The organism is Streptomyces thermodiastaticus (assembly GCF_014656135.1).
GTDB lineage: Bacteria > Actinomycetota > Actinomycetes > Streptomycetales > Streptomycetaceae > Streptomyces > Streptomyces thermodiastaticus.
Genome location: NZ_BNBV01000020.1, coordinates 16,773 through 40,609, shown reverse-complemented (window position 1 = coordinate 40,609; position 23,837 = coordinate 16,773). Strand labels below are relative to the sequence as shown.

At 72.7% G+C, this 23,837-nt stretch carries 18 protein-coding genes and 1 riboswitch; of the genes, 10 read left to right on the top strand and 8 right to left on the bottom strand.

The window, feature by feature from the left end; genetic code table 11:
• Positions 1-5 precede the first annotated feature (5 nt).
• Complete coding sequence (locus IE286_RS18400) at positions 6-1,577, top strand: NADH-quinone oxidoreductase subunit M (protein WP_189797856.1); 1,572 nt, start codon at positions 6-8, stop codon at positions 1,575-1,577.
• Positions 1,574-3,223, top strand: a complete 1,650-nt coding sequence (nuoN, locus tag IE286_RS18395; RefSeq protein WP_189797855.1) for an NADH-quinone oxidoreductase subunit NuoN — start codon at positions 1,574-1,576, stop codon at positions 3,221-3,223. Before IE286_RS18400 ends, nuoN begins: the two co-directional genes overlap by 4 nt.
• Before the next feature lie 74 nt (positions 3,224-3,297).
• On the opposite strand, the gene IE286_RS18390 is transcribed toward nuoN, so the two are convergent.
• Complete coding sequence (locus IE286_RS18390) at positions 3,298-3,912, bottom strand: Uma2 family endonuclease (RefSeq protein ID WP_189797854.1); 615 nt, start codon at positions 3,910-3,912, stop codon at positions 3,298-3,300.
• A gap of 271 nt (positions 3,913-4,183) precedes the next feature.
• Here IE286_RS18390 and recQ point away from each other — a divergent pair, with 271 nt between their 5' ends.
• Entirely contained in the window at positions 4,184-6,217 is a 2,034-nt protein-coding gene (gene recQ / locus IE286_RS18385) for a DNA helicase RecQ (RefSeq protein ID WP_229863097.1), read from the top strand.
• Positions 6,218-6,409: 192 nt separating this feature from the next.
• On the opposite strand, the gene IE286_RS18380 is transcribed toward recQ, so the two are convergent.
• Positions 6,410-7,348: a M56 family metallopeptidase gene (locus tag IE286_RS18380; RefSeq protein ID WP_189797853.1), complete on the bottom strand. Its 939-nt coding sequence runs from the start codon at positions 7,346-7,348 to the stop codon at positions 6,410-6,412.
• A 243-nt stretch (positions 7,349-7,591) separates the two neighbouring features.
• Entirely contained in the window at positions 7,592-8,803 is a 1,212-nt protein-coding gene (fahA, locus tag IE286_RS18375) for a fumarylacetoacetase (protein ID WP_189797852.1), read from the bottom strand.
• A gap of 250 nt (positions 8,804-9,053) precedes the next feature.
• Here fahA and IE286_RS18370 point away from each other — a divergent pair, with 250 nt between their 5' ends.
• Both IE286_RS18370 and IE286_RS18365 read left to right on the top strand, forming a co-directional pair.
• Positions 9,054-10,286 (top strand): carboxylate--amine ligase, encoded by a 1,233-nt coding sequence (locus tag IE286_RS18370; protein WP_189797928.1) that lies wholly within the window; start codon positions 9,054-9,056, stop codon positions 10,284-10,286.
• A 106-nt stretch (positions 10,287-10,392) separates the two neighbouring features.
• Positions 10,393-11,199 carry an HAD family hydrolase gene (locus IE286_RS18365; RefSeq protein WP_189797851.1) on the top strand — a complete coding sequence of 269 codons (807 nt, stop codon included), beginning with the start codon at positions 10,393-10,395 and terminating at the stop codon, positions 11,197-11,199.
• A 56-nt stretch (positions 11,200-11,255) separates the two neighbouring features.
• On the opposite strand, the gene IE286_RS18360 is transcribed toward IE286_RS18365, so the two are convergent.
• Positions 11,256-11,741 carry a transglycosylase SLT domain-containing protein gene (locus tag IE286_RS18360; protein WP_189797850.1) on the bottom strand — a complete coding sequence of 162 codons (486 nt, stop codon included), beginning with the start codon at positions 11,739-11,741 and terminating at the stop codon, positions 11,256-11,258.
• A 2-nt stretch (positions 11,742-11,743) separates the two neighbouring features.
• A riboswitch (cyclic di-AMP (ydaO/yuaA leader) is annotated at positions 11,744-11,931 on the bottom strand.
• 607 nt (positions 11,932-12,538) lie between these two features.
• Here IE286_RS18360 and IE286_RS18355 point away from each other — a divergent pair.
• The 5 genes from IE286_RS18355 (at position 12,539) to IE286_RS18335 (ending at position 18,551) form a co-directional block, all read left to right on the top strand.
• Positions 12,539-13,549 carry a polyprenyl synthetase family protein gene (locus IE286_RS18355; RefSeq protein WP_125496940.1) on the top strand — a complete coding sequence of 337 codons (1,011 nt, stop codon included), beginning with the start codon at positions 12,539-12,541 and terminating at the stop codon, positions 13,547-13,549.
• Positions 13,550-13,816: 267 nt separating this feature from the next.
• On the top strand, positions 13,817-15,043 hold the full coding sequence (locus tag IE286_RS18350) for a LolA family protein (RefSeq protein WP_189797849.1): 1,227 nt from the start codon (positions 13,817-13,819) through the stop codon (positions 15,041-15,043).
• 34 nt (positions 15,044-15,077) lie between these two features.
• A complete protein-coding gene (locus tag IE286_RS18345; protein ID WP_189797848.1) occupies positions 15,078-16,061 on the top strand; it encodes an ABC transporter ATP-binding protein in 984 nt (327 codons plus the stop codon).
• The gene (locus IE286_RS18340; RefSeq protein ID WP_189797847.1) at positions 16,048-16,938 is read left to right on the top strand and encodes an ABC transporter permease; all 891 of its coding nucleotides are present in this window, start codon (positions 16,048-16,050) and stop codon (positions 16,936-16,938) included. Before IE286_RS18345 ends, IE286_RS18340 begins: the two co-directional genes overlap by 14 nt.
• A gap of 203 nt (positions 16,939-17,141) precedes the next feature.
• The gene (locus tag IE286_RS18335) at positions 17,142-18,551 is read left to right on the top strand and encodes a tetratricopeptide repeat protein (protein ID WP_189797846.1); all 1,410 of its coding nucleotides are present in this window, start codon (positions 17,142-17,144) and stop codon (positions 18,549-18,551) included.
• A gap of 87 nt (positions 18,552-18,638) precedes the next feature.
• Here the strand turns inward: IE286_RS18335 and rarD are convergent, their stop codons facing one another.
• The 4 genes from rarD to IE286_RS18315 form a co-directional block, all read right to left on the bottom strand.
• Positions 18,639-19,661 (bottom strand): EamA family transporter RarD, encoded by a 1,023-nt coding sequence (gene rarD / locus IE286_RS18330; protein WP_189797845.1) that lies wholly within the window; start codon positions 19,659-19,661, stop codon positions 18,639-18,641.
• A 142-nt stretch (positions 19,662-19,803) separates the two neighbouring features.
• Positions 19,804-20,658 carry an NAD(P)H-binding protein gene (locus tag IE286_RS18325; protein ID WP_189797844.1) on the bottom strand — a complete coding sequence of 285 codons (855 nt, stop codon included), beginning with the start codon at positions 20,656-20,658 and terminating at the stop codon, positions 19,804-19,806.
• Between the two features lie 184 nt (positions 20,659-20,842).
• Positions 20,843-21,916, bottom strand: coding sequence for a 2-oxoacid:ferredoxin oxidoreductase subunit beta (locus tag IE286_RS18320; protein WP_189797843.1), 1,074 nt, complete (start codon positions 21,914-21,916; stop codon positions 20,843-20,845).
• Positions 21,909-23,834 carry a 2-oxoacid:acceptor oxidoreductase subunit alpha gene (locus tag IE286_RS18315; protein ID WP_189797842.1) on the bottom strand — a complete coding sequence of 642 codons (1,926 nt, stop codon included), beginning with the start codon at positions 23,832-23,834 and terminating at the stop codon, positions 21,909-21,911. The genes IE286_RS18320 and IE286_RS18315 overlap by 8 nt, the downstream gene beginning before the upstream one ends.
• Between the last annotated feature and the right edge of the window lie 3 nt (positions 23,835-23,837).

Here is a 23,837-nt window from a genome sequence, read left to right as displayed (position 1 = left end):
TACCGATGTCCTTTCCTTTGCTGACAACGACGGCGGTGCTGCCGGCCGTCGGGGCCGTCGCCACGGCCGCCGTCCCGGCCGGCAGGCGCACGGCCGCCAAGTGGCTGGCCCTGCTCGTCTCGCTCGCCACGTTCTTCCTGGCCGTCGCCGTGGCGGTGCGGTACGACCCGGACGGCGCCCGGTACCAGCTCACCGAGTCCCACGCGTGGATCTCCGCCTTCGGGGTGCGCTATCAGCTGGGCGTGGACGGCATCGGGGTGGCGCTGATCGCCCTGACCGCCCTGCTGATCCCGTTCGTGATCCTGGCCGGGTGGCACGACGCCGACCCGCTGGAGACCGGCAGCCGCCGCTGGCGGCCCACCCAGGGCTTCTTCGCGCTGATCCTGGCCGTCGAGGCGATGGTGATCATCTCCTTCGAGGCCACCGACGTCTTCCTCTTCTACATCTTCTTCGAGGCCATGCTGATCCCGATGTACTTCCTCATCGGCGGCTTCGGAGACCGGGCCCACGAGCACGGCGAGGAGACGGCGGCCGCTCAGCGTTCGTACGCGGCGGTGAAGTTCCTGCTGTACAACCTGGCCGGCGGCCTGATCATGCTGGCCGCGGTCATCGGCCTGTACGTGGTCGCGGGAACGTTCTCGCTGACGGAGATCGCCCAGGCCCGTGCCGACGGCTCCCTGAGCATGGCGACCAGCACCGAGCGCTGGCTGTTCCTCGGCTTCTTCTTCGCCTTCGCGGTGAAGGCGCCGCTGTGGCCGCTGCACACCTGGCTGCCGGGCGCCATGGGGGAGGCCACCGCCCCGGTCGCCGTGCTCATCACCGCGGTCGTGGACAAGGTGGGCACCTTCGCGATGCTGCGCTTCTGCCTCCAGCTCTTCCCGGAGGCCAGCCGCTGGGCCACCCCGGTCATCCTGGTCCTGGCCCTGATCAGCATCCTGTACGGCGCGCTGCTCGCGGTGGCCCAGCGGGACATCAAGCGCCTGGTGGCGTACGCGTCGATCTCCCACTTCGGCTTCATCATCCTCGGCATCTTCGCCATGACCAGCCAGGGCCAGTCCGGCGCGACGCTGTACATGGTCAACCACGGCATCTCCACCGCCGCGCTGCTGCTGGTCGCCGGGTTCCTGATCTCGCGGCGCGGCTCGCGGCTCATCGCCGACTACGGCGGCGTGCAGAAGGTCGCGCCGGTGCTCGCCGGCACCTTCCTGATCGGCGGTCTGGCGACGCTGTCGCTGCCGGGTCTGGCGCCGTTCGTCAGTGAGTTCCTGGTCCTGGTCGGCACGTTCACCCGCCATCCCGTGATCGGTGTCCTCGCGACCCTCGGCATCGTCCTGGCCGCGCTGTACACGCTGGTCCTCTACCAGCGGACGATGACCGGCCCGGTAAGGCCGGAGGTTACGGCGATGCCGGACCTGAGGGTCCGTGAGCTGGTGGTGGTGACCCCGCTGATCGTGCTGCTCGTCTTCCTGGGCGTCTATCCCAAGCCCGTGGCGGACATCGTCAACCCGGCGGTCCAGCAGACCATGTCCGACGTACACACGACCGATCCCCGGCCCGAGGTGGAGGCGGCCAAGTGAGCACAGCAGCCGTCCACAGCCTGTGGACAACCGCGGCCGACCCGATCGCGAAGATCGAGGCGCCGAAGATCGAATACGGGCAGCTGGCGCCCACCCTGATCGTCGCGGGCGCCGCGCTCATCGGGGTGCTGGTCGAGGCGTTCGTCCCGCGCAAGTCCCGGTACTACGCACAGGTGTTCGTCTCCGTGGTGGCCCTGTGCGCCGCGTTCGCGGCGGTCGTCGGGCTCGCCGCGGGCGGGTACGGCACCACCCGGGCGCACGTCGCCGCGATGGGTGCGGTCGCCGTCGACGGCCCGGCGCTGTTCCTGCAGGGCACCATTCTGCTGGCCGGCCTCGTCGGCCTGTTCACCTTCGCCGAGCGGCGCCTGGACCCGGCCGCGCACGGCAACCGCGTCGACTCCTTCGCCGCGCAGGCCTCCGCCGTGCCGGGCAGCGACACCGAGAAGGCCGCGGTGCGGGCCGGCTTCACCACCACCGAGGTCTTCCCCCTGCTGCTCTTCGCCGTCGCGGGCATGCTGGTCTTCACCTCGGCGAACGACCTGCTGACCCTGTTCGTGGCCCTGGAGGTCTTCTCGCTGCCGCTGTACCTGCTGTGCGCGCTGGCCCGCCGCCGGCGGCTGATGTCGCAGGAGGCCGCGGTGAAGTACTTCCTGCTCGGCGCGTTCGCCTCCGCGTTCACCCTGTTCGGCATCGCGCTGCTGTACGGGTACGCCGGTTCGGTGTCCTACGGGACGATCGCGCAGGTCGTCGAGGGCAAGGTGAGCACCGTCGACCCGGCGCTGGCCAACACCACGGGCAACGACGTGCTGCTGCTGATCGGCGCGGCCATGGTGGTGATGGGGCTGCTGTTCAAGGTGGGCGCGGTGCCGTTCCACATGTGGACGCCCGACGTCTACCAGGGCGCCCCGACCCCGGTCACCGGCTTCATGGCGGCGGCGACCAAGGTGGCCGCGTTCGGTGCGCTGCTGCGGCTGCTCTACGTGGTGCTGCCGGGCCTGCGCTGGGACTGGCGGCCGGTGATGTGGGGCGTGGCGATCCTGACGATGGTGGTCGGTGCGATCGTCGCGATCACTCAGACCGACATCAAGCGTCTGCTGGCGTACTCGTCGATCGCCCACGCGGGCTTCATCCTCGCCGGTGTGATCGCCACCTCGAAGGACGGTGTCTCCTCCGTCCTGTTCTACCTGGCCGCGTACTCCTTCGTGACGGTCGGCGCCTTCGCCGTGGTCACGCTGGTGCGCGACGCGGGCGGCGAGGCGACGCACCTGTCGCGGTGGGCCGGTCTCGGCCGGCGCTCGCCGCTGGTGGCCGCGGTCTTCGCGGTGTTCCTGCTGGCCTTCGCGGGCATCCCGCTGACCAGCGGCTTCGCCGGGAAGTTCGCCGTGTTCAAGGCGGCCGCCGAGGGCGGCGCGGCCCCGCTGGTGGTCGTCGGTGTGCTCGCCTCGGCGGTCGCGGCCTTCTTCTACATCCGCGTGATCGTCCTGATGTTCTTCAACGAGCCGCGGCCGGAGGGCCCGACGGTGGCGGTGCCCTCACCGCTGACCGTGACCGCGATCGGCATCGGCGTAGTGGTCACCATCGCCCTCGGTGTGGCCCCGCAGTACTTCCTCGACCTGGCGGATCAGGCGGCGGTGTTCGTCCGCTGAGCACGCCGCCCGCGCGGTACGCGACTGCCCGGCACCCTGCGAGCGGGGGTGCCGGGCAGCGGCGTTCCCGGCGGTCACTGTGCGTCGGTGCGGCGGACCCTGATGCGGGTGAGGTCCAGGTCGACCGGGAACGGCAGGTCCGTCTTCATCCGCTCCCGGACAATGCCGGTGCTGGTGTACGCGCCGGTGGTGGGCTCCAGCTCGAAGGTGTGCACGGCGGCGCGGCCCTGCTCGTTCTCCACCCGCCAGTGGTGCGGGATCTTCGCCCGGGCGTACTTCGCGGGCTTGGTCTCGCGGTCCCGCGACACGGAGTCCTCGGAGACGACCTCCACGGCCAGGACGACCGCCTCGGCCGGAAGACGGGTCTGCTCCGGGTCCCGCACCACGTCCGCGCGCACCACGACCACGTCGGGCTCGGGGCGGTTCTGGCGGTCGATGTCGATGGTGAACTCGCGGACCACCTCGAACTCCCCGGGCGCCAGGGACCGCAGCCGGCACGTGAAGAAGTCCACCGCTCGCGTGTGGAAAAGAGTCCGCGGACCTGCGAAGACCAGGCTCGCGTCGATCAGTTCCGTGTGCGGGGGGAGATGCGGGAGGCGGTCCAGGTCGTCGGCGGTCCAGCCGCCTTCCGGCGGGACGGGCCAGTCGGACGGGGTCGCCTTCGGCGCGGGGTTCGTCGGGTCTCCCATGGGGCGGAGTCTCGCCGGTGGAGGCAGGCTGTCGAGCGGAAGCGGACAGGTCTCCCGCGTGCGGGTGAGCGACCGCTGTGTCCTTGACGTGGGCGTGGGCGTGGGCGTGGGCACGGGTGCGGGTGCGCTGGTGCGCGCGGGCCGCAGCGGTGCCTGCCAGTGGTCCCTGCAGGCGGTGCCTGCGTCCCGGCCTGTGGACAACTCCGGGGCTGTCGGCGGAGCCCCCTATCGTGGAGGAAATGGTCGAAGCAGACGCACGGGGGACGAGACGATGGGTGGGACGGGCGGTGTCACCGACATGCCAGTGACGGACAGCGAGGCGCTGGCCACGCTGCGACGGGTCTTCGGGTACGAGGCCTTCCGGGGCGAGCAGGAAGCGGTCATCGAGCATGTGGTGGCCGGCGGCGACGCCGTGGTCCTCATGCCCACCGGCGGCGGCAAGTCGCTGTGCTACCAGATCCCGGCCCTGGTCCGGCCCGGCACCGGCGTCGTGGTCTCACCGCTGATCGCGCTGATGCAGGACCAGGTGGACGCCCTGCGCGCGCTCGGTGTGCGCGCCGGTTTCATCAACTCCACCCAGGACTTCGACGAGCGCCGCGTCGTCGAGGCCGAGTTCCTCGCGGGCGAACTGGACCTGCTCTACGTGGCGCCGGAGCGGCTGCGGCTGGAGGCCACGCTCGACCTGCTCTCCCGGGGCAAGATCTCCGTCTTCGCCATCGACGAGGCGCACTGCGTCTCCCAGTGGGGGCACGACTTCCGCCCGGACTACCTCGCCCTGTCCCTGCTGGGCGAGCGCTGGCCGGACGTGCCGCGGATCGCGCTGACCGCGACCGCCACCCCCGCCACCCACCAGGAGATCACCCGGCGGCTGGGCATGCCGGACGCCCGTCACTTCGTGGCGAGCTTCGACCGGCCCAACATCCAGTACCGGATCGTGCCCAAGGCCGACCCCAAGAAGCAGCTGCTGGCCTTTCTGCGCGAGGAGCACCCGGGGGACGCGGGCATCGTCTACTGCCTGTCCCGCAGCTCGGTGGAGCGCACCGCGGAGTTCCTGACCCGCAACGGCATCGAGGCGGTGCCCTACCACGCGGGCCTGGACGCGGCCACCCGCGCCGCGCACCAGTCCCGCTTCCTGCGCGAGGACGGCCTGGTCGTCGTCGCCACCATCGCCTTCGGCATGGGCATCGACAAGCCCGACGTGCGCTTCGTCGCCCACCTGGACCTGCCCAAGTCGGTCGAGGGCTACTACCAGGAGACCGGCCGCGCCGGCCGGGACGGACTGCCGTCGACGGCCTGGATGGCCTACGGCCTCAACGACGTCGTCCAGCAGCGCAAGCTGATCCAGTCGGGCGGCGGCGACGAGGCCTTCCGCCGCCGGGCCGCCGCCCACCTGGACGCGATGCTGGCGTTGTGCGAGACCGCGCAGTGCCGCCGCGGTCATCTCCTCGCCTACTTCGGCCAGGAACCGGACCAGGCCGGCTGCGGCAACTGCGACACCTGCCTGACCCCGCCCGAGACCTGGGACGGCACCGTCGCCGCCCAGAAGGTGCTGTCGACGGTGGTGCGGCTGCAGCGCGAGCGCGGGCAGAAGTTCGGCGCGGGGCAGATCATCGACATCCTGCTCGGTCGGCGCACCGGCAAGGTCATCCAGTTCGACCACGACCAGCTGTCGGTCTTCGGCAAGGGCCAGGAGCTGACCGAGGGCGAGTGGCGCGCCGTCGTACGGCAGCTGCTGGCGCAGGGCCTCATCGGGGTGGAGGGCGAGTACGGCACCCTGGTGCTGACCGAGGCCAGCGCCTCGGTGCTCCGCGGCGAGCGGACGGTGCCGCTGCGCAAGGACCCCAGACGCCCGGCGGCCTTGCGTACGGGGTCCTCCGCGTCGGGGCGGTCCAAGCCCAGGGCCGCGACGGCCGAGCTGCCCGAGGAGCTGTTGCCCGCGTTCGAGGCGCTGCGCGCCTGGCGTGCCGAGCAGGCCCGGGAGCAGGGCGTCCCGGCCTACGTCATCTTCCACGACGCCACACTCCGCGAGATCGTCACGGTCCGCCCGGCCTCCCTGGCCCAGCTGGGCTCGGTCAGCGGGGTCGGCGAGAAGAAGCTCGCGACCTACGGGGAGGGGGTGCTGGCGGTGCTGGCCTGTCTGGACGGCCCGACCGGTCCGCAGCCGGACGCCGGGCACGGCCCTTCTGGCCACGGCCCTGGAGCGGACGCCGGACCGGGTCCGCATCCGGAGCCGGAGGCGGACATCCAGCCGTACGCCGCGGACCCCGGGTACGGCGCCGGGCCGGAACCGGCCGACCGGTGGTGAGCGGGCCGCGCGTCACCGGCCCACCGGGGTGACCGCAGCACGCGTCACCGGCCCACCGGGGTGACCGCAGCACGCGTCACCGGCTCACCAGGCTGACTGCAGCACGCGTCACCGGCTCACCGGAGTGACCGGAGCGCGCGTCACCGGCCTCCCCTCGGCGAACGGGGCACGCCTGTGATCCGGCCGGGCCGCTCAGGCCAGCGCCGACAGCCCCGGTGCGAAGGTGATCAGCAGCGGTACCAGCGGGACCAGGGCCGCCGCCGCCGTGGTCAGGGCGCGGCGCCGGCGGGCCAGCCGGGGCGGGGGCTCCAGCAGGCGGTCGACGCGCTCGCCGAGCAGACGGCGGCTGTTGGCGCAGGACAACACGCCGCGGTGCTGGTTCAGCTCGATGAGGGCCAGCGCCGTCGTGAGGTGGCCGTGGCGGCGGGAGGCGGTGTCGTCCGCGGCCAGCTCGACCAGGCGGCGGGTCTGCTCGCAGAAGTGCGCGAACAGCGGAATGTGCGGGAAGCCGGTCGCCAGCGCCGTCGACAGGTGCAGCAGCCAGTCGTGGCGGGCGCGGGCGTGCCCGCGCTCATGCGCGAGCACCGCATCGAGCTGATGCCCGGTGAGACGGTGCAGGGCGCCGGTGGTGACGATGAGCTGCGGCGGGTGGCCCGGCATCCACCAGGCGTCCGGGTACTCGTCCTCCAGCACCAGCAGCGGCCCGCGGGCGGCGGGGAGACCGGCCGGCAGCTCGGGGGCGCGCTCGCGCAGATGCGCGCGGGCCAGCAGGCGGCGCCGGCGGGCGTCGGCCAGCTCGCGGGCGAGCATCGCCGTGGTCCAGGCGGCGCCGAGCGCCAGCAGCAGGGTGAGCACGGCGGCCCAGGCGGGCGTGGCCGACAGGTCGTAGGCGGCGGTCACGGCCTTGGGCGCCGGGGCGAACACCCGGTCGCGGACGGCGCCGAAGAGGGCGGCGGTGCCCAGCACCAGGGCGGCCAGGAAGGAGAGCAGAACGGTGGCGACCAGACACTGCCACACCCACAGCGCGACCACGGGCTCCCGTTCGGGCCAGGCCGCCCGGGTCAGTGCGCGGGGCACCGGCAGGGCGGCCGTCAACGCGACGGCACAGAGCAGGAGCAGACAGACGGTCATGCCACGGACTCCGGATCCTGATCGGAGGTCGGCGGGTGTCGGTTCGTGCGGTGCGGCGGGCCGTGCGGCGCCCGGCGGACGGCCCGCGCACACGGCCAGCCTCAGTATGACGGCGGTGGAGGCCTCACGTCAGCGCCCGGCGGCGACGGGTTCCCGTGCGACACCCGGCCCGCACCCGCCGGCACCGCCCGCACCCGCAGCCCGTCGGTCCCGGCAGCCCGCCGGCCCGGAGGGGCCGGCGGCTCAGCCGGCCACGATCCGTCCGGTCACCTCGCCCAGGCCCACCCGGACGCTGTGCGGACCCGGAGCCCACGCCGACAGGGTCACCACGTCCCCGTCCTCCAGGAACGTCCGCTTACCGTCGGGGAGTTCCAGCGGATCGCGGCCGTTCCAGGTGAGTTCCAGCAGCGAGCCGCGCTGGCCTGGCTCCGGGCCGCTCACCGTGCCCGAGGCGTACAGGTCGCCGGTGCGCAGACTGGCGCCGTTGACCGTCAGATGGGCCAGCTGCTGGGCGGCGGTCCAGTACATGGTGGAGAACGGCGGCTCGGACACCACGTGCCCGTTGACGGCGACGGAGATCCGCAGGTCGTAGCCGCCGGGTTCCTCCTCGGAGTCGTCGAGGTACGGCAGCAGCGGGTGGGTGCGCTCCGGCGGCCTGACCCGGGCCTCCTCCAGCGCGTCCAGGGGAGTGATCCACGCCGAGACGGAGGTGGCGAAGGACTTGCCGAGGAAGGGCCCGAGGGGGACGTACTCCCAGGCCTGGATGTCGCGTGCCGACCAGTCGTTGAGCAGGCACAGGCCGAAGACGTGCTCCCGGAAGTCCGCCAGCGGCACCGGCCGCCCGAGCCGCGAGGGCACGCCCACCACGAAGCCGACCTCGGCCTCGATGTCCAGGCGCACCGACGGCCCGAACACCGGTGCGTCCTCGCCCGGCACCCGGCGCTGTCCCGAGGGCCGGACCACGTCCGTGCCCGAGACCACCACGGTCCCGGCCCGGCCGTGGTAACCGATCGGCAGATGCTTCCAGTTGGGGGTGAGGGAGTCCGCGGCGTCCGGGCGGAAGATCTGCCCGACGTTGCGGGCGTGGTTCTCGGAGGCGTAGAAGTCGACGTAGTCCGCGACCTCGAAGGGCAGATGCAGGGTCACCGAGGACAGCGGATGCAGGAACGGCGCCACGGTCTCCTGGTGGGAGGGCACCGTCACCCAGGCGGTCAGGGCGCGCCTGACGTCCGACCAGGCGGTGCGGCCGGCGGCGAGCAGCGGGTTCAGGGTCGGACGGGCGAGCAGGGCGGCGTACGGGGAGCCGAGCGCGCGGGCCGCCGCGCCCGCGTCCAGGACGTGGTCGCCGAGCCGGACTCCCACGGTCCGGTGCTCGGATCCGGCCGGGGAGAACACGCCGTAGGGAAGGTTGTGCGGACCGAAGGGATCGCCCTCGGGGACCTCGAAGGGGGTCATGGCGTACTGCCTTCCGAGTCGTGTGCCGAGCGTTCCTAGTCAGACGGCCACACGTTCATGTGGTCGCGACACACGTTACGGCGCTGGTGCTTGTTTGAGCAGTGCCTAAAGAGTTTGTAATGTCCGAAATCGTCTTGTGGGAGTCTCCGGTTCCGGCTTAGCGTCGTTCGGGGGACGCGGACGGGGTGGGTCCGCTCCGCTCCGTGGAGGGGGACACGTGGGGGGACCCGTGGGCAGCCGAGCCGCCAGTGTGCCGTTCGAGGCCGACCGCGATGTGCCGGCCCTGATCGTGAAGTTCGGCGACTATCCGCTGCACCACGGCGGGGTGGGAGCGATCCGCAGCCTGGGCCGGCTCGGCGTGCCGATGTACGCGATCACCGAGGACGCCTACACCCCGGCGGCCTCCTCCCGCTATCTCACGCGGGCCTTCGTCTGGCGGACACGGGGCACCGAGGACGCCGGCCATCTGGTGGAGGGCCTGCTGCGGATCGGCCGCCGGATCGGCCGGCCCACCGTGCTGGTGCCCACCGACGAGGAGGCCGCCGTCCTGATCGCCGAGCACCAGGACGCGCTCGCCGGGCCGTTCCTCTTCCCGCGCGTGACCCCCGGCCTGCCCCGGCGGCTGGCCAGCAAGCAGGGGTTGTACGAGCTGTGCGTGGAGCACGGCGTCTCCGCGCCCGTGACGTCCTTCCCGCAGACCTACGAGGACGTCGTCGCCTTCGCCGAGCGAGCCCGTTTCCCGGTGGTGGCGAAGAACCGCGAGGCGTTCGTGCGCCGCAGCCGCCCGGCGGTGAACGGCACCACGCGGATCACCACCCGCGAGGGCCTGCTCACCCTGGCCCGTGACTGGGGCGAGCGGCCGGGGGTGGTGCTGCAGGAGTACCTGCCGCGGGAGGACGCCGAGGACTGGATCGTGCACGCCTACTTCGCCCAGGACGCCACCCCGAGGGCGCTGTTCACCGGGGTGAAGGTCCGTTCCTGGCCGCCCCACGCGGGCATGACGGCGCACGCCTATGTCGTGGACAACCCGGAACTCGCCGATCTGGCCGAGCGGTTCGTCAAGCAGATCGGCTTCACCGGCATCGCCGACCTCGACCTGCGCTACGACCGGCGCGACGGGCAGTACAAGCTGCTGGACTTCAATCCGCGGATGGGCGCCCAGTTCCGGCTGTTCGAGAGCGAGTCGGGCGTGGACGTGGTCCGCGCCATGCACCTGGACCTCACCGGGCGTCCCGTCCCGGCGGGGGAGCAGCGCTCCGGTCATCGCTTCGTCGTGGAGAACATCGACCTTCCGGCCCTGCTCGCCTACCGCCGCAGCGGCTACACCACGCCGCACGCCCCGGCCCGGGCGAGCGGGACGGAGCTGGCCTGGCTGGCGGCCGACGACCCGCTGCCGTTCGTCACGATGCTCGCCCGCCTCGTGCGGCCGGGCGTCAAGCACCTCTACCAGCTGTGGCGGACCCACCGCCGCGGCAGCGCTTGACCACGGCGCGCGGCTGAGCCGCCGCCGGGGACACGCCCGGCGGCCGGCGTGCGTGCTCCGGACGGGCGGCAGGCCGCAGCCGGTGCCCGGTCCGTATTCTTCGCTCATGCCCGCACCCCCTGCCTACGCCCTCATCGCCACCGATCTGGACGGGACGCTGCTGCGCGGCGACGACAGCGTGTCCGAGCGTTCCCGTGCCGCGCTGGCGCGGGCGACGGCGGCCGGTGCATGCCATCTCGTCGTCACCGGCCGGCCGGCGCCGCGGGTGAAGCCGCTGCTGGCGTCCCTGGGCATCACCGGGCTCGCGGTGTGCGGGCAGGGCGCCCAGCTGTACGACGCGGGCGCGGACCGGCTGCTGTCGTCGGTCACCCTGGACCGGGAGACCGCGGAGGTCGCGCTCGGCAAGATCGAGGCCGAGGTGGGCGAGGTGTACGCCGCGGTCGACCAGGACGGCGTGGACGGGCTGACGCTCATCGAGCCGGGCTACCGCATGCCGCACCCGACCCTGCCCGCCCAGCGGGTGGAGCGGCGGGACGAGCTGTGGCACAAGCCCATCACCAAGGTGCTGCTGCGCCATCCGGTGCTGTCCGACGACGCGTTGGCGGCGGCGGCGCGCAGCGTGGTGGGCTCCCTCGCCACGGTCACCATGTCGGGCCCCGGGACGGTCGAGCTGCAGCCCTGCGGCATCACCAAGGCGACCGGGCTGGCGCTGGCCGCCGAGCACCTGGGCCTGGACCGGAGCGCCGCTCTGGCGTTCGGGGACATGCCGAACGACATCCCGATGTTCAGGTGGGCGGCGCGGGGCGTGGCGATGGCCAACGCCCACCCGGAGCTGAAGGCGGTGGCCGACGAGGTCACCGTGTCGAACGAGGACGACGGCGTGGCCGTTGTCATCGAACGGTTGTTTGGCTAGCGGCCGGCCGACCGGGTCCCGGCCGGCCGCTCACCAGTACGCTCCGTGGGCGCCGGTCAGTACGGGCCGTTGACGTTGTCGATCGAGCCGTACCGGTCGGCCGCGTAGTTGCAGGCGGCCGTGATGTTGGCGACCGGGTCGTAGATGTCGTACGAGGTGCCGGGCACGTGGTACGCGTTGAACGTCGGGTCGATGACCTGGAGCAGGCCCTTGGACGGGATGCCCTTGGCGGCGTTGGAGTCCCACAGGTTGATGGCCTTGGGGTTCCCGGAGGACTCGCGCATCACGTTGCGGTAGATGCCGTTGTAGGTGCCGGGAATGCCGTGCTTCCGCATGACCGCGAGCGACTCGCGGATCCAGCCGTCGAGGTTGTCCGGGTAGCTCACCGCGGTGGCGGTGGTCTGCTCCGCCGCCGGGGTGGCCGCGAAGGCGCTGGTGGCGCCCACGAGGGGCAGGGCGAGGACCGCGGCGCTCGCGCCGCTGACGGCGAGGGCCCGCATCAGACGAGCGCTGCGACGGGTACGGCGTCCGTGGACAGACATGGGTTCTTCCTCTCCGCCGCCTGCGAGGTGAGCTGTCGGGTTCGGGCGGAAAGGTGCCCGGCCGGCCCCTGAGGGCGCGGCTTCACCCCTAGCCGTTCCGGTGCGGCCTGACGTCCGGTGACGTCCGGTGCTCCGGCCCGGCGACTTACCTGGGTCCCCCGCTCCTGCCGTGAGTGGTCGTCGATGGGTTCCGGGCGGCGGCAGGATTCGGCGTTCCGCCCGGCGTGGCGGGAAGCTATGCGACAGCACATGTCCGGAACAAGTCCTCGTCGCCTGCATCGCCCGGATATTCCATGATCAAGGGCATATGAGGGGCTTGATCCTTTGCGTCCGCCAAGGGTCAACTTGCCTGCGTGGGGCGGGAATGAAGGAACGGCGACGTGATGCGTGCCCGGCGCGGACGTGATAGACCTCACGGTCGGCCGACGGGCAGGGGCATTCACGGCTAACAGGAAGTGGGGCCCTAATAGGGTTGAATCGGGCGATGAAGGGAGGTGCGGGGCGCGGCAACGTGACGATCGTCACGTCGGGCGACGTTATGGCCAGTGTGAACGTGTGTATGGGTGGGCACGCATGGCGGGCGCGGGCAACCTCCACCGGGGAGCAGCAAGACGGCGCATATCTGTACATATGTCGCATTCGGCGTCATGCCGAGCGATACCCGATAGCGCCCGGCCTGTAGCGGTGGGCGCTATCGGTGATCGAAACATGACCGGATACGCTGACTTGAGTGATGGCAGCGACCTATCGACAAACCGTGTAATCGCCAGCAGACACCAGCAGACAGGAGACCCCTCGTGACCGTCGTCGGGCCGTTCGGGCTGAGCGTGCGGGGCCAGGCTCTCGAAGCCGATGTCCAGGCCGGATTGGCGGCTGTCGAGGAAGGGCTGCTCGAAGCCACCAAGAGCGAGGTCCCCTTCATCACCGAGGCCGCGCAGCACCTGGTCAAGGCCGGCGGGAAGCGGTTCAGGCCGCTGCTCGTGATGCTCGCGGCGCAGTTCGGCGACCCGTACGCGCCGGGGGTGGTGCCCTCGGCCGTGGTGGTGGAGCTGACCCACCTGGCGACGCTGTATCACGACGACGTCATGGACGAGGCCGCGGTGCGGCGCGGAGTGGCCAGTGCGAACACCCGCTGGGGCAACTCCGTGGCCGTCCTGACCGGTGACTTCCTGTTCGCCCGTGCCTCGCAGATCCTCGCCGACCTGGGCCCCGAGGCGGTCCGCGTGCAGGCCCTGGCCTTCGAGCGGCTGGTCACCGGTCAGATCCTGGAGACCGCGGGACCGCAGGACGGCAGGGACCCGGTCGACCACTACCTGGACGTCCTCGGCGGCAAGACGGGCTCGCTGGTGGCCGTCTCGTGCCGGTTCGGCGCCATGATGTCCGGGGCCGACGAGACCGTCGTGGACGTGCTCACCCAGTACGGCGAGCGGCTGGGCGTCGCCTTCCAGCTGGCCGACGACGTGCTGGACATCGCCTCCGACACCCACGAGTCCGGCAAGACCCCGGGCACGGACCTGCGCGAGGGCATCGCGACCCTGCCGGTGCTGCGGCTGCGCGAGCGGGTGGCGCGGCTCGGCCTGGCCGAGGACGTCGCGCTGTGCGAGCTGCTGGACTCCGACCTCAGCGACGACGCCCGGCACGCCGAGGCGCTGGCCGCGCTGCGCGCCCACCCGGCCCTGGAGCAGGCGCGCCGGGACACCGTGCGGTACGCGGAGGACGCCCGGGCCGCGCTCGCCCCGCTGGAGGACTGCGACGCCAAGGCCGCGCTGATCGACCTGTGCGACGCCGTGGTGCACCGGGCCGGCTGACCCCTCGCGCACCGGCCGTTCCGGCCCGCGGCCCCCGTCGCCCTGAGCGCCGCCCCGCGTCCCCTACGGGTTCCGGGGGAGAGCCGCGTCCCGCGTCATACCCCAGGCGTACCGGGAGTTGGGCCCGAGGTCTGACGTCTCCAGGGTGCGGTTCTGGTCAGATGGAGACACGGACCACACCACTCCTCACCGTTTCGGGTGAGAATGGCGGCTCGGGTGGGAACAGCGCACAGGGGAGCCGCCGCCGACGACGGAGGTAAGGCACACATGGCACCGTACGCATCCGACGGCACCACGGACTCCGGGCAGACGCGCGTGCCGCACCCGATGCGGCGCAAGGCCGCTCGGTACGTCGTCCCCGTGGCGGTGATGGGGGTGGCCGCGGCGACGATCGGACTGGTCCCCGCGCTCGCCGACTCCGGCGACCCCGACCTGCCCGACGTCAGTGCCCGGCAGCTTCTCGCCAAGATCGCCGCGTCCGACGTCGAGCAGCTGTCCGGCACGGTCCGGATCAGCACCGACCTCGGCCTGCCCGACCTCGGCGGCCTGGCGGACGGGCCGGCCTTCGGCGTGGGCAAGGACGGTGACGGCTCGTCGGCCGACCCGGCGTCCCGCCTGGCCGAGCTGGCCTCCGGCACGCACACGCTGCGGGTCGCGGCCGACGGCCCCGACCGGCAGAAGGTCTCGCTGGTCGAGAAGGCCGCCGAGTACAGCATCGTCCACAACGGCAAGGACGTCTGGGGCTACGACAGCGCGTCCGGCGAGGTGTACCACACCACCGCGTCCCAGCACGGCGAGCAGCACCGTGAACAGGTGCCGGGCACGCCCCAGGACTTCGCCGGGAAGGTCCTCGCGGCGGTCGACGACACCACCTCGGTGACGGTCGACGGCACCGCCCGGGTGGCCGGCCGGGACGCCTACCGGCTGGTCGTCACGCCCCGGCACGCCTCCGGCACCACGGTCGGCGTGATCACCATCGCGGTGGACTCCGCGACCGGCCTGCCGCTGAAGTTCACGCTCACCCCGGCCGGCGGCGGACCCGCCGTCGTGGACGCCGGCTTCACCCGGATCAGCTTCGCCGAGCCGGCCGCCTCCACATTCCGCTTCACCCCGCCCAAGGGAGCGAAGGTCACCGAGGGCGAAGACGCCGGTGAGCACTCCCTGTCCTCCGGCGCCCTCCCCGAGGGCCTGCTGCCCTCGGGCAAGTCCGCCGGTGACGGGGCGGCGAAGGACGGCGTGCGGGTCATCGGCAAGGGCTGGAACTCCGTCGTCCGCTTCGACACCGGCCTCGGCGGCGGCACCCGGCCGTCCTCCGGCCAGGGCGCCGCGAGCGGCTTCCTCGGCTCGCTCGGCGACCAGGTCAGCGGGAAGTTCGGCACGGGCACGGTGTTCTCCACCCGCCTGGTCAACGCCCTGATCACGGACGACGGCACGGTCTACGCCGGTGCCGTCACCAAGGACACGCTGGTGAAGGCGGCGAGCGGGGCACGGTGAGCCCCGCTCGGGGCACGACGGATCGAGGGAGCCGATGGACGAGGCGCCCGCCGGCACACCACGGCCGGGGCAGTCGGACGACGCGGTGGACGGCGTCATCCGCACCCGCGCGCTGACCAAGCGCTACCGGGGCGGACAGCTCGCCGTCGACCGGCTGGACCTCACGGTCCCGAAGGGCAGCGTCTTCGGCTTCCTCGGCCCGAACGGCTCGGGCAAGACCACCACCATCCGCATGCTGATGGGCCTGATCGAGCCGACGTCCGGCACCGCGCACGTCCTGGGACACCCCGTGCCGCGCGCCGCGCGCACCGTGCTGCCTCACGTCGGCGCCCTCATCGAGGGCCCCGCCCTGTACGGCTTCCTCAGCGGCCGGGACAACCTGCTGCGCTACGACGCCGCCGACCCGACGGCCGACCCGCGCACCCGCACGGCCCGCGTCGCCGCCGCCCTGGACCGGGTGGGCCTGACCGCGGCCGCCGGCAAGAAGGCCAAGGCCTACTCCCTGGGCATGAAGCAGCGGCTCGGCCTGGCCGCCGCGCTGCTGCGGCCCCGCAAGCTGCTGGTGCTGGACGAGCCGACCAACGGCCTGGACCCGCAGGGGATGCGGGAGATCCGCTCCCTGGTGCGGCAGCTGGCCTCGGACGGCACGACCGTCTTCGTCTCCTCCCACCTCCTCGACGAGATCGAGCAGATGTGCACGCACGCCGCGGTCATGACTCACGGCAGGCTGGTCACCCAGGGCCCGGTGGCCGAGCTGGCCGCGGGGGCGCGCGGCCGTCTGGTGGTCACCACGCCCGATGCGGGGGAGGCCGCCCGGGTGCTGAAGGAGCAGGGCGTGGGCGACCTCGTGGTCACCGGTGACCGGGTGAGCGGGCAGGTGCCGAAGCGGGACCTGGCCGAGGTGAACGCCGCCCTGGTCACCGCCGGCGTGCGGGTCCGCGGCTTCGGCGTCCAACGCGCCTCGCTGGAGGACGCGTTCGTGGCCCTGACGGGGGAGGGGTTCGATGTCGCGGGCTGAGACCGCCGGGCCGGCCGCCGGGACGACGGGCTCCTCGCCCGCCGCGCACCCGCTGTGGACGCTGGGACTGCTGCGCAGCGAGCTGGCGACCGTCTTCCGGCGCTGGCGCACCCGCGCGCTGCTCGGGGTGCTGGCCGCCGTGCCGGTTCTGGTCGGGGTGGCCGTGCGGATCGAGACCCGGGACGGCTCCCCGGCCGGCGGCGAGGGGCCGCCGTTCATCGCGCAGGTCAGCAACAACGGCCTCTTCCTGGTCTTCACCGCGCTGGCGGCGACCCTGCCGTTCTTCCTGCCGATGGCCGTGGGCGTCGTCGCGGGCGACGCGATCGCGGGCGAGGCGAGCGCGGGCACCCTGCGCTATCTGCTGGTCGCCCCGGCCGGCCGCACCCGGCTGCTGCTCACCAAGTCCGCCGCCGTCCTTGCGTTCTGTCTGGCCGCCACCTTCGTGGTGGCCGTGGTGGCGCTCGGGGCGGGCGCGGTGCTGTTCCCGGTCGGCGACCTGACGACGATCTCCGGCACCCGCATCGGGTTCGGCGAGGGACTGTGGCGGGCCCTGCTGATTGCGCTCGTGGTCGCCGCGTCACTGATCGGGATCGCCGCGCTCGGCCTGTTCGTCTCCACCCTGACCGACAGCGGCATCGCGGCCATGGCGACGACCGTGGGCCTGCTGATCGGCATGCAGATCGTCGACCAGATCCCCCAGCTGCACGCCGTCCATCCCTACCTCGTGTCCCACTACTGGCTGTCCTTCGCCGACCTGATGCGCGAGCCGGTCCTCTGGGACGACCTGGTGAAGAACCTGGAGCTGCAGGCGCTGTACGCGGCCGTGTTCGGCTCGGCGGCCTGGGCGCGGTTCACCACGCGGGACGTGACCGTCTGACAGGCGTCGTGCGCGGCCTGGCGGGCCGGCAGGGGCTCCCGTGGGCCGGTGGCCACGAGCGGCGGATGTGACCTGGGCGACGTCAGGGACGGCTCCTGGTGCGAGGATGTGACGCTGCGGTGACGTGGACGGCGCGGTCGACGGGCGAGACTCGACGGTACGACCACGACGACCGGATGGCACGCATCCGAGCGAGGGAGCCGATGTCTCGACCGAGCCGCGAGAAGAACCGGGACCAGGACAGCGCCGAGCGCTCCACGGTCCTCGCCCGGGCCACCCCGATCGCCGTGCGTGTGCCGGCCACCGCCGCCGGCGCCCCGGACGGCAGCGGCTCCGGCTCCGCGACCGGGGCGTGGGCGCTGGTCGACGGTGTCCCGGTGCGGCCGGCGCCCGGCGAGGAGATCCAGCAGGCCGTCCTGGACCATCTGCACCGTATCGCCCGGGCCGCCGGCCGCCCGGTCCACGCCACGGTCACCGACGAACGCAGCGGCTACGTGGTCCCCCTGCGGGTGCACTGCGACGGCTCCAGCACCTTCACGGCGGAGCCGGTGCGCATCACGGCCGCCACCCCGTCCGGGCCCGGGGCCGCCCGGCCGGACACGGCGCAGGGCGATGGGGCGGGCGCGGGCCACGGTGACGCCGCCGGGGCCGAGAGCACCGGCGGGGCCGAGAGCACCGGCGGGACCGGGAGCACCGGCGGGACCGGGAACACCGGCGGGGGCAGCACGCCCGCGATGCCGCCTGCGGCGCCGGAGACGCCCAACTCCCCCGATCCGACCGTGCTGCTGCGCGTCCCACCGGAGCCGGTCACGGCCGGCGCGGCGCACCCGCCCGGCACCGTCGCACCGCCGACGGGCGAGTTCGGCCCGCCGCCGGTGATGGACGGCCGGGCGGCCGAGGCGGGCACCCGTCCGGTCCCGCCCGGTCCCCTCGCCGGGCCCGCGACGTGCGCGCACTCCGCACCGGCGCCCTCGGTCTCCGCGGCGGCCTCGGCCGCCTGCGCCGGCCCCGGCCTCGACGAGGGACCGAAGCCGCACCCCGGAACCGCCTCCGCCTCCGCTCCCGCACCCGTGTGCGGCTTCGACGCCGTGGCCGAGGCGGTGCTCGGGGAGGATCCCGGGGCCGCGGCCGGCGGTGCGGGGCAGGCGCTGTTCGCCGGGGCTCTCACGGCGGTCCACGAGGCCGTGCGGGACGGACGCGTCCAGGAGGCGGCGGACCTCGCCGGGCGCACCGTCACCGACGCGTCCGCGGCGCTCGGCCCGGACCACGCCGAGGTCCTGTACCTGCGCGAACTGCTCGCCTACCTCGCCTGGCTGGACTGCGACCCGCTGCGGGCCTGCACCCTGCTGCTGGACCTGGCCCGCACCCGCCACCAGGACGGGGACGCTCAGGGCGCCTACGGAGATGTGCTGAGCGCGGTCACGGCCTGGCGGGCGGTCAGGGAACCGGAGCAGGGGCTGCGCCTCGGCAGCGACCTGCTCGCGCTGTGGACCCGGCTCGCCGGGGCGGACGGCCCGGCCGCCGGCGACCGGGACCGGCTCGATGCCGTCCGCGCCCGCCTGGACCGCCTCGCCGCCCGGACCGGCTCCCGGACGCCCCCGGCGGACCACTGACGCCGTACGGCACCGGACCGGACCGCCGGGCGGGTCGATGCCCGGCGGTCCGGTCCGGTGCCGGAGGAACGGTTCAGGCGGAGGCGGTCAGGCCTCCGGCCCCTGCTGGGCCTCGACCGGCGCGGCCGCCGGCTGTGCCGCCCGCGCCGGACCGGAAGCCACCGCCTCGGTGGACGTGGACGCCGCCGCGGCCCGGGCGAGGGCGTCCCGCCGCTGGGCGGTCCGGCGTGCCGTGCGCAGCCCGTCCCAGGTCAGCGTCATCAGCGCGATCCACACCAGGCCGAACCCGGCCCAGCGCTCGGCGGGCATGGACTCGTGGAAGTACAGGATCCCGCACAGGAACTGGAACACCGGGGCGAGGTACTGCAGCAGGCCGAGCGTGGACAGCGGCACCCGGATCGCGGCGGCGCCGAAGCAGACCAGGGGCAGGGCGGTGACCACGCCGGTCGTGGCGAGCAGAGCGGTGTGGCCCCAGCCCTCGGTGGTGAACGTCGAGTCGCCGTGCGCACCCAGCCACAGCAGGTAGCCGAGGGCCGGGAGGAACTGGATCGCGGTCTCGGAGGCCAGGGACTCCACGCCGCCGAGGTTGACCTTCTTCTTCATCAGCCCGTAGGTGGCGAAGGACAGGGCGAGGACGAGGGAGATCCACGGCGGACGGCCGTAGCCGACGGTCAGGACCGCGACGGCGGCCAGGCCGACGCCGACCGCGGCCCACTGCACCGGCCGCAGCCGCTCCTTGAGCAGGAGCACGCCCATGGCGATGGTGACGAGCGGGTTGATGAAGTAGCCGAGGGAGGCCTCGACGACGTGCCCGCTGTTCACGGCCCAGATGTAGACGCCCCAGTTGACGCTGATCACGGCCGCGGCCACCGCGACGAGCCCCAGCCGGCGCGGCTGCCGCAGCAGCTCCCCGGCCCACCGCCAGCGGCGGATGAACAGCAGCACGACGGCCACGACGACGAAGGACCACACCATCCGGTGGGCGAGGACCTCACCGGCGCCGGCGGGCTCCAGCAGGGGGAAGAAGAGGGGGAACAGCCCCCACATCCCGTACGCCGCGATGCCGTTCAGCAGGCCTATGCGCTGCTCACCCTTTGATGTCCCGCCCACGGGCCCTCCTACACGTCGTGACATGCCTCCACGAAGGTAGCGCCGAGCGCCGCGCCTGTCATGTCCGTACCGGTATACGGTCATGACAGGCGCGGTGCCGCCGGGGCGCCGGTGCGGTGGCGGACACGGCCCGAGGGCCGGCTCAGGCCTTCAGTGCGGCGGCGACCGCGTCGGAGAGCGGGGTGGTCGGGCGGCCGATGAGGCGGGAGAGGTCACCGGAGGTGATCTCCAGCTCGCCCTTGGCGATCGAGGCGTCCACGCCGGCGAAGACCGCGGCCGCCTGCTCGGGCAGGCCCGCGCCGGTCAGGATGCCGGTGAGCTGCTGCGGCGTGACGGCCTTGTAGACGATCTCCTCGCCGGTCACGCGGCTCAGCTCGGCCGCGTACTCGGCGAAGCTCCACGCGGTGTCGCCGCCCAGCTCAAAGGTCCGGTTCTCGTGTCCCTCGCCGGTCAGGACGGCGGCCGCGGCGGCCGCGTAGTCGGCGCGGGAGGCGGAGGACACCCGGCCCTCGCCGGCCGCCGCGACGACGGCGCGGCGCTCCAGCACCGGGCCCAGGTTCTCCGTGTAGTTCTCGTGGTACCAGCCGTTGCGCAGCAGCGTCCACGGCAGTCCGGAGGCCCGCAGCACCTCCTCGGTGGCGCGGTGGTCGTCGGCGAGGGCGGCCGTGAGGCTGCCGGGCGCGCTGGTGTAGGCGAGCTGGGCGACCCCGGCCGCCGCGGCGGCCTCGATGACGGTCCGGTGCTGCCGCACCCGGTCCTTGCCGACCTCGCTGCCGGAGATCAGCAGCACCCGGTCACCGGGCGCGAAGAGGCCCTCGAAGGTCTGCGGCGCGTCGTAGTCGGCCACCGCGATGCGGACGCCGCGGCTCGCGAGGCCGGCGGCCTTCTCCGGGGTGCGCGCCACGGCCGTGATCTGCTCGGCCGGTACCTTCTGCAGCAGGTGGTCCACGACGTGGCGGCCGAGGCGTCCGGTCGCTCCGGTGACGACGATGCTCATGGGGATCTCCGTGACGGTTCCGTAGGTGTCGACACCGACCCTACGGGAAGCGCTAACCAAGAGACAGTGCCCTGTCTCCCGGCTGTCTCCGCTCGCCCTCGCCGTACCGTCCCGGTACGCGCGAAGGCCCGGGACAAACGGTCCCGGGCCTTGCGAGCTCGTCCGGCTCTGCCGTGCGCCCTCGTCAGCCGACGACGGTCCAGGTGTCGCCGCCGGCCAGCAGGGCGGCCAGGTCGCCCTTGCCGCGCTGCTCGACCGCGGTGTCCAGCTGGTCCGCCATCAGCGTGTCGTACACCGGCCGCTCGACCGACCGGAACACACCGATGGGCGTGTGGTGCAGGGTGTCCGGGTCGGCGAGCCGGGACAGGGCGAACGCCGTGGTCGGGGAGGCGGCGTGGGCGTCGTGGACGAGGATGTCGGCCTCGTTCTCCGGCGTCACGTCCACCACCTGCAGATCGCCGGTGGCCGGGTCGCGCACCACACCGCGGCTGCCGTCGGCACCGAAGCGGATCGGCTGCCCGTGCTCCAGGCGGATCAGCGCCTCCTGGGACTGCTGCTTGTCCTTGAGGACCTCGAAGGCGCCGTCGTTGAAGATGTTGCAGTTCTGGTAGATCTCCACCAGCGCGGTGCCCGGGTGGGCGGCCGCCTGCCGCAGCACCTCGGTGAGGTGCTTGCGGTCCGAGTCGATGGTGCGGGCCACGAAGGACGCCTCCGCGCCGATCGCCAGCGACACCGGGTTGAAGGGCGCGTCCAGCGAGCCCATCGGCGTCGACTTGGTGATCTTGCCCAGCTCGGAGGTCGGCGAGTACTGGCCCTTGGTCAGGCCGTAGATCCGGTTGTTGAACAGCAGGATCTTCAGGTTGACGTTGCGGCGCAGCGCGTGGATGAGGTGGTTGCCGCCGATGGACAGCGCGTCGCCGTCACCGGTGACCACCCACACGCTCAAATCCCGCCGCGAGGTCGCCAGGCCGGTGGCGATGGCCGGGGCGCGGCCGTGGATGGAGTGCATCCCGTAGGTGTTCATGTAGTACGGGAAGCGCGAGGAGCAGCCGATGCCGGAGACGAAGACGATGTTCTCCTTCGCCAGCCCCAGCTCCGGCAGGAAGCCCTGGACGGCGGCGAGGATCGCGTAGTCACCGCAGCCCGGGCACCAGCGCACCTCCTGGTCGGACTTGAAGTCCTTCATGGTCTGCCGGGCCTCGGCCTTCGGCACCAGGGACAGCGCCTCGACCGCGCCCTGCGTGGACGTCTCAGCCATCGATGGCCTCCTTGAGAGCGGTGGCGAGCTGTTCGGCCTTGAACGGCATGCCGTTGACCTGGTTGTAGCTGTGGGCGTCCACCAGGTACGTGGCGCGGATGAGGGTGGCGAGCTGGCCGAGGTTCATCTCGGGGATCACCACGCGCTCGTACCGCTCGAGCACCGCCCCCAGGTTCTTCGGGAAGGGATTGAGGTGGCGCAGGTGCGCCTGGGCGACGGGCAGGCCCTCGGCGCGCAGCCGCCGCACGGCCGCCGTGATCGGCCCGTACGTCGAGCCCCAGCCCAGCACCAGCGTGCGCGCCTGGTCCGGGTCGTCGACCTCCACGTCCGCGACCTCGATGCCGTCGACCTTGGCCTGGCGGGTGCGGACCATGAAGTCGTGGTTGGCCGGGTCGTAGGAGATGTTGCCCGTGCCGTCCTGCTTCTCGATGCCGCCGATGCGGTGCTCCAGGCCCGGGGTGCCGGGGACGGCCCACGGGCGGGCGAGGGTCTTGGGGTCGCGCTTGTACGGCCAGAAGACCTCGGTGCCGTCGGCGAGGGTGTGGTTGGGGCTCTGCGCGAACCGCACCCTCAGGTCGGGCAGCTCGTCCAGCTCGGGGATGCGCCACGGCTCGGAGCCGTTGGCGAGGTAGCCGTCGGACAGCAGGAACACCGGGGTGCGATAGGTCAGCGCGATCCGGGCCGCGTCCAGGGCGGCGTCGAAGCAGTCCGCCGGGGTGCGCGGGGCGACCACCGGGACCGGGGCCTCGCCGTTGCGGCCGTACATGGCCTGCAGCAGGTCCGCCTGCTCGGTCTTGGTCGGCAGACCGGTCGACGGGCCGCCGCGCTGGATGTCCACGATCACCAGCGGCAGCTCCAGCGCCACGGCCAGGCCGATCGTCTCGCTCTTGAGCGCCACACCCGGGCCGGACGTCGTGGTCACGGCCAGCGAGCCGCCGAAGGCGGCGCCGAGCGCGGCACCGATGCCGGCGATCTCGTCCTCGGCCTGGAAGGTGCGCACACCGAAGTTCTTGTGCCGGCTCAGCTCGTGCAGGATGTCCGAGGCCGGGGTGATCGGGTACGAGCCCAGGAACAGCGGCAGGTCCGCCTGGTGGGCGGCGGCGATCAGCCCGTACGCCAGGGCGAGGTTGCCGGAGATGTTGCGGTAGGTGCCGACGGGGAACGCCTCGGCCGCCGGGGCGACCTCGTAGGAGACCGCGAAGTCCTCCGTGGTCTCGCCGAAGTTCCAGCCGGCCCGGAACGCGGCGATGTTCGCCTTCATGATCTCGGGCTTCCTGGCGAACTTGGTCCGCAGGAACCTCTCGGTGCCCTCGGTGGGCCGGTGGTACATCCAGCTCAGCAGGCCCAGCGCGAACATGTTCTTGCTGCGCTCGGCCTCCTTGCGGGACAGGTCGAACTCCTTCAGCGCCTCCACCGTCAGCGTGGTCAGCGGCACCGGGTGCAGGTTGTACCCGTCGAGCGAGCCGTCCTCCAGCGGGGAGGTGTCGTAGCCGACCTTCTGCATGGCGCGCTTGGTGAACTCGTCGGTGTTGACGATGATCTCCGCACCGCGCGGCAGATCGCCGATGTTCGCCTTCAGCGCCGCCGGGTTCATGGCCACCAGCACGTTCGGCGCGTCACCCGGGGTGAGGATGTCGTGGTCGGCGAAGTGCAGCTGGAACGAGGACACGCCCGGCAGGGTCCCTGCGGGGGCGCGGATCTCGGCGGGGAAGTTCGGCAGCGTCGACAGGTCGTTGCCGAAGGACGCGGTCTCGGAGGTGAAACGGTCGCCGGTGAGCTGCATACCGTCACCCGAGTCACCCGCGAACCGGATGATCACCCGGTTCAGGCGGCGGACGTCCTTCGTCCCCGCCCTGCGCTGCTCTCCCGCGACGGCTCCGTCGGCCTGCTCCGCTGGACTGCTGACCTGGCTGGTCACTGA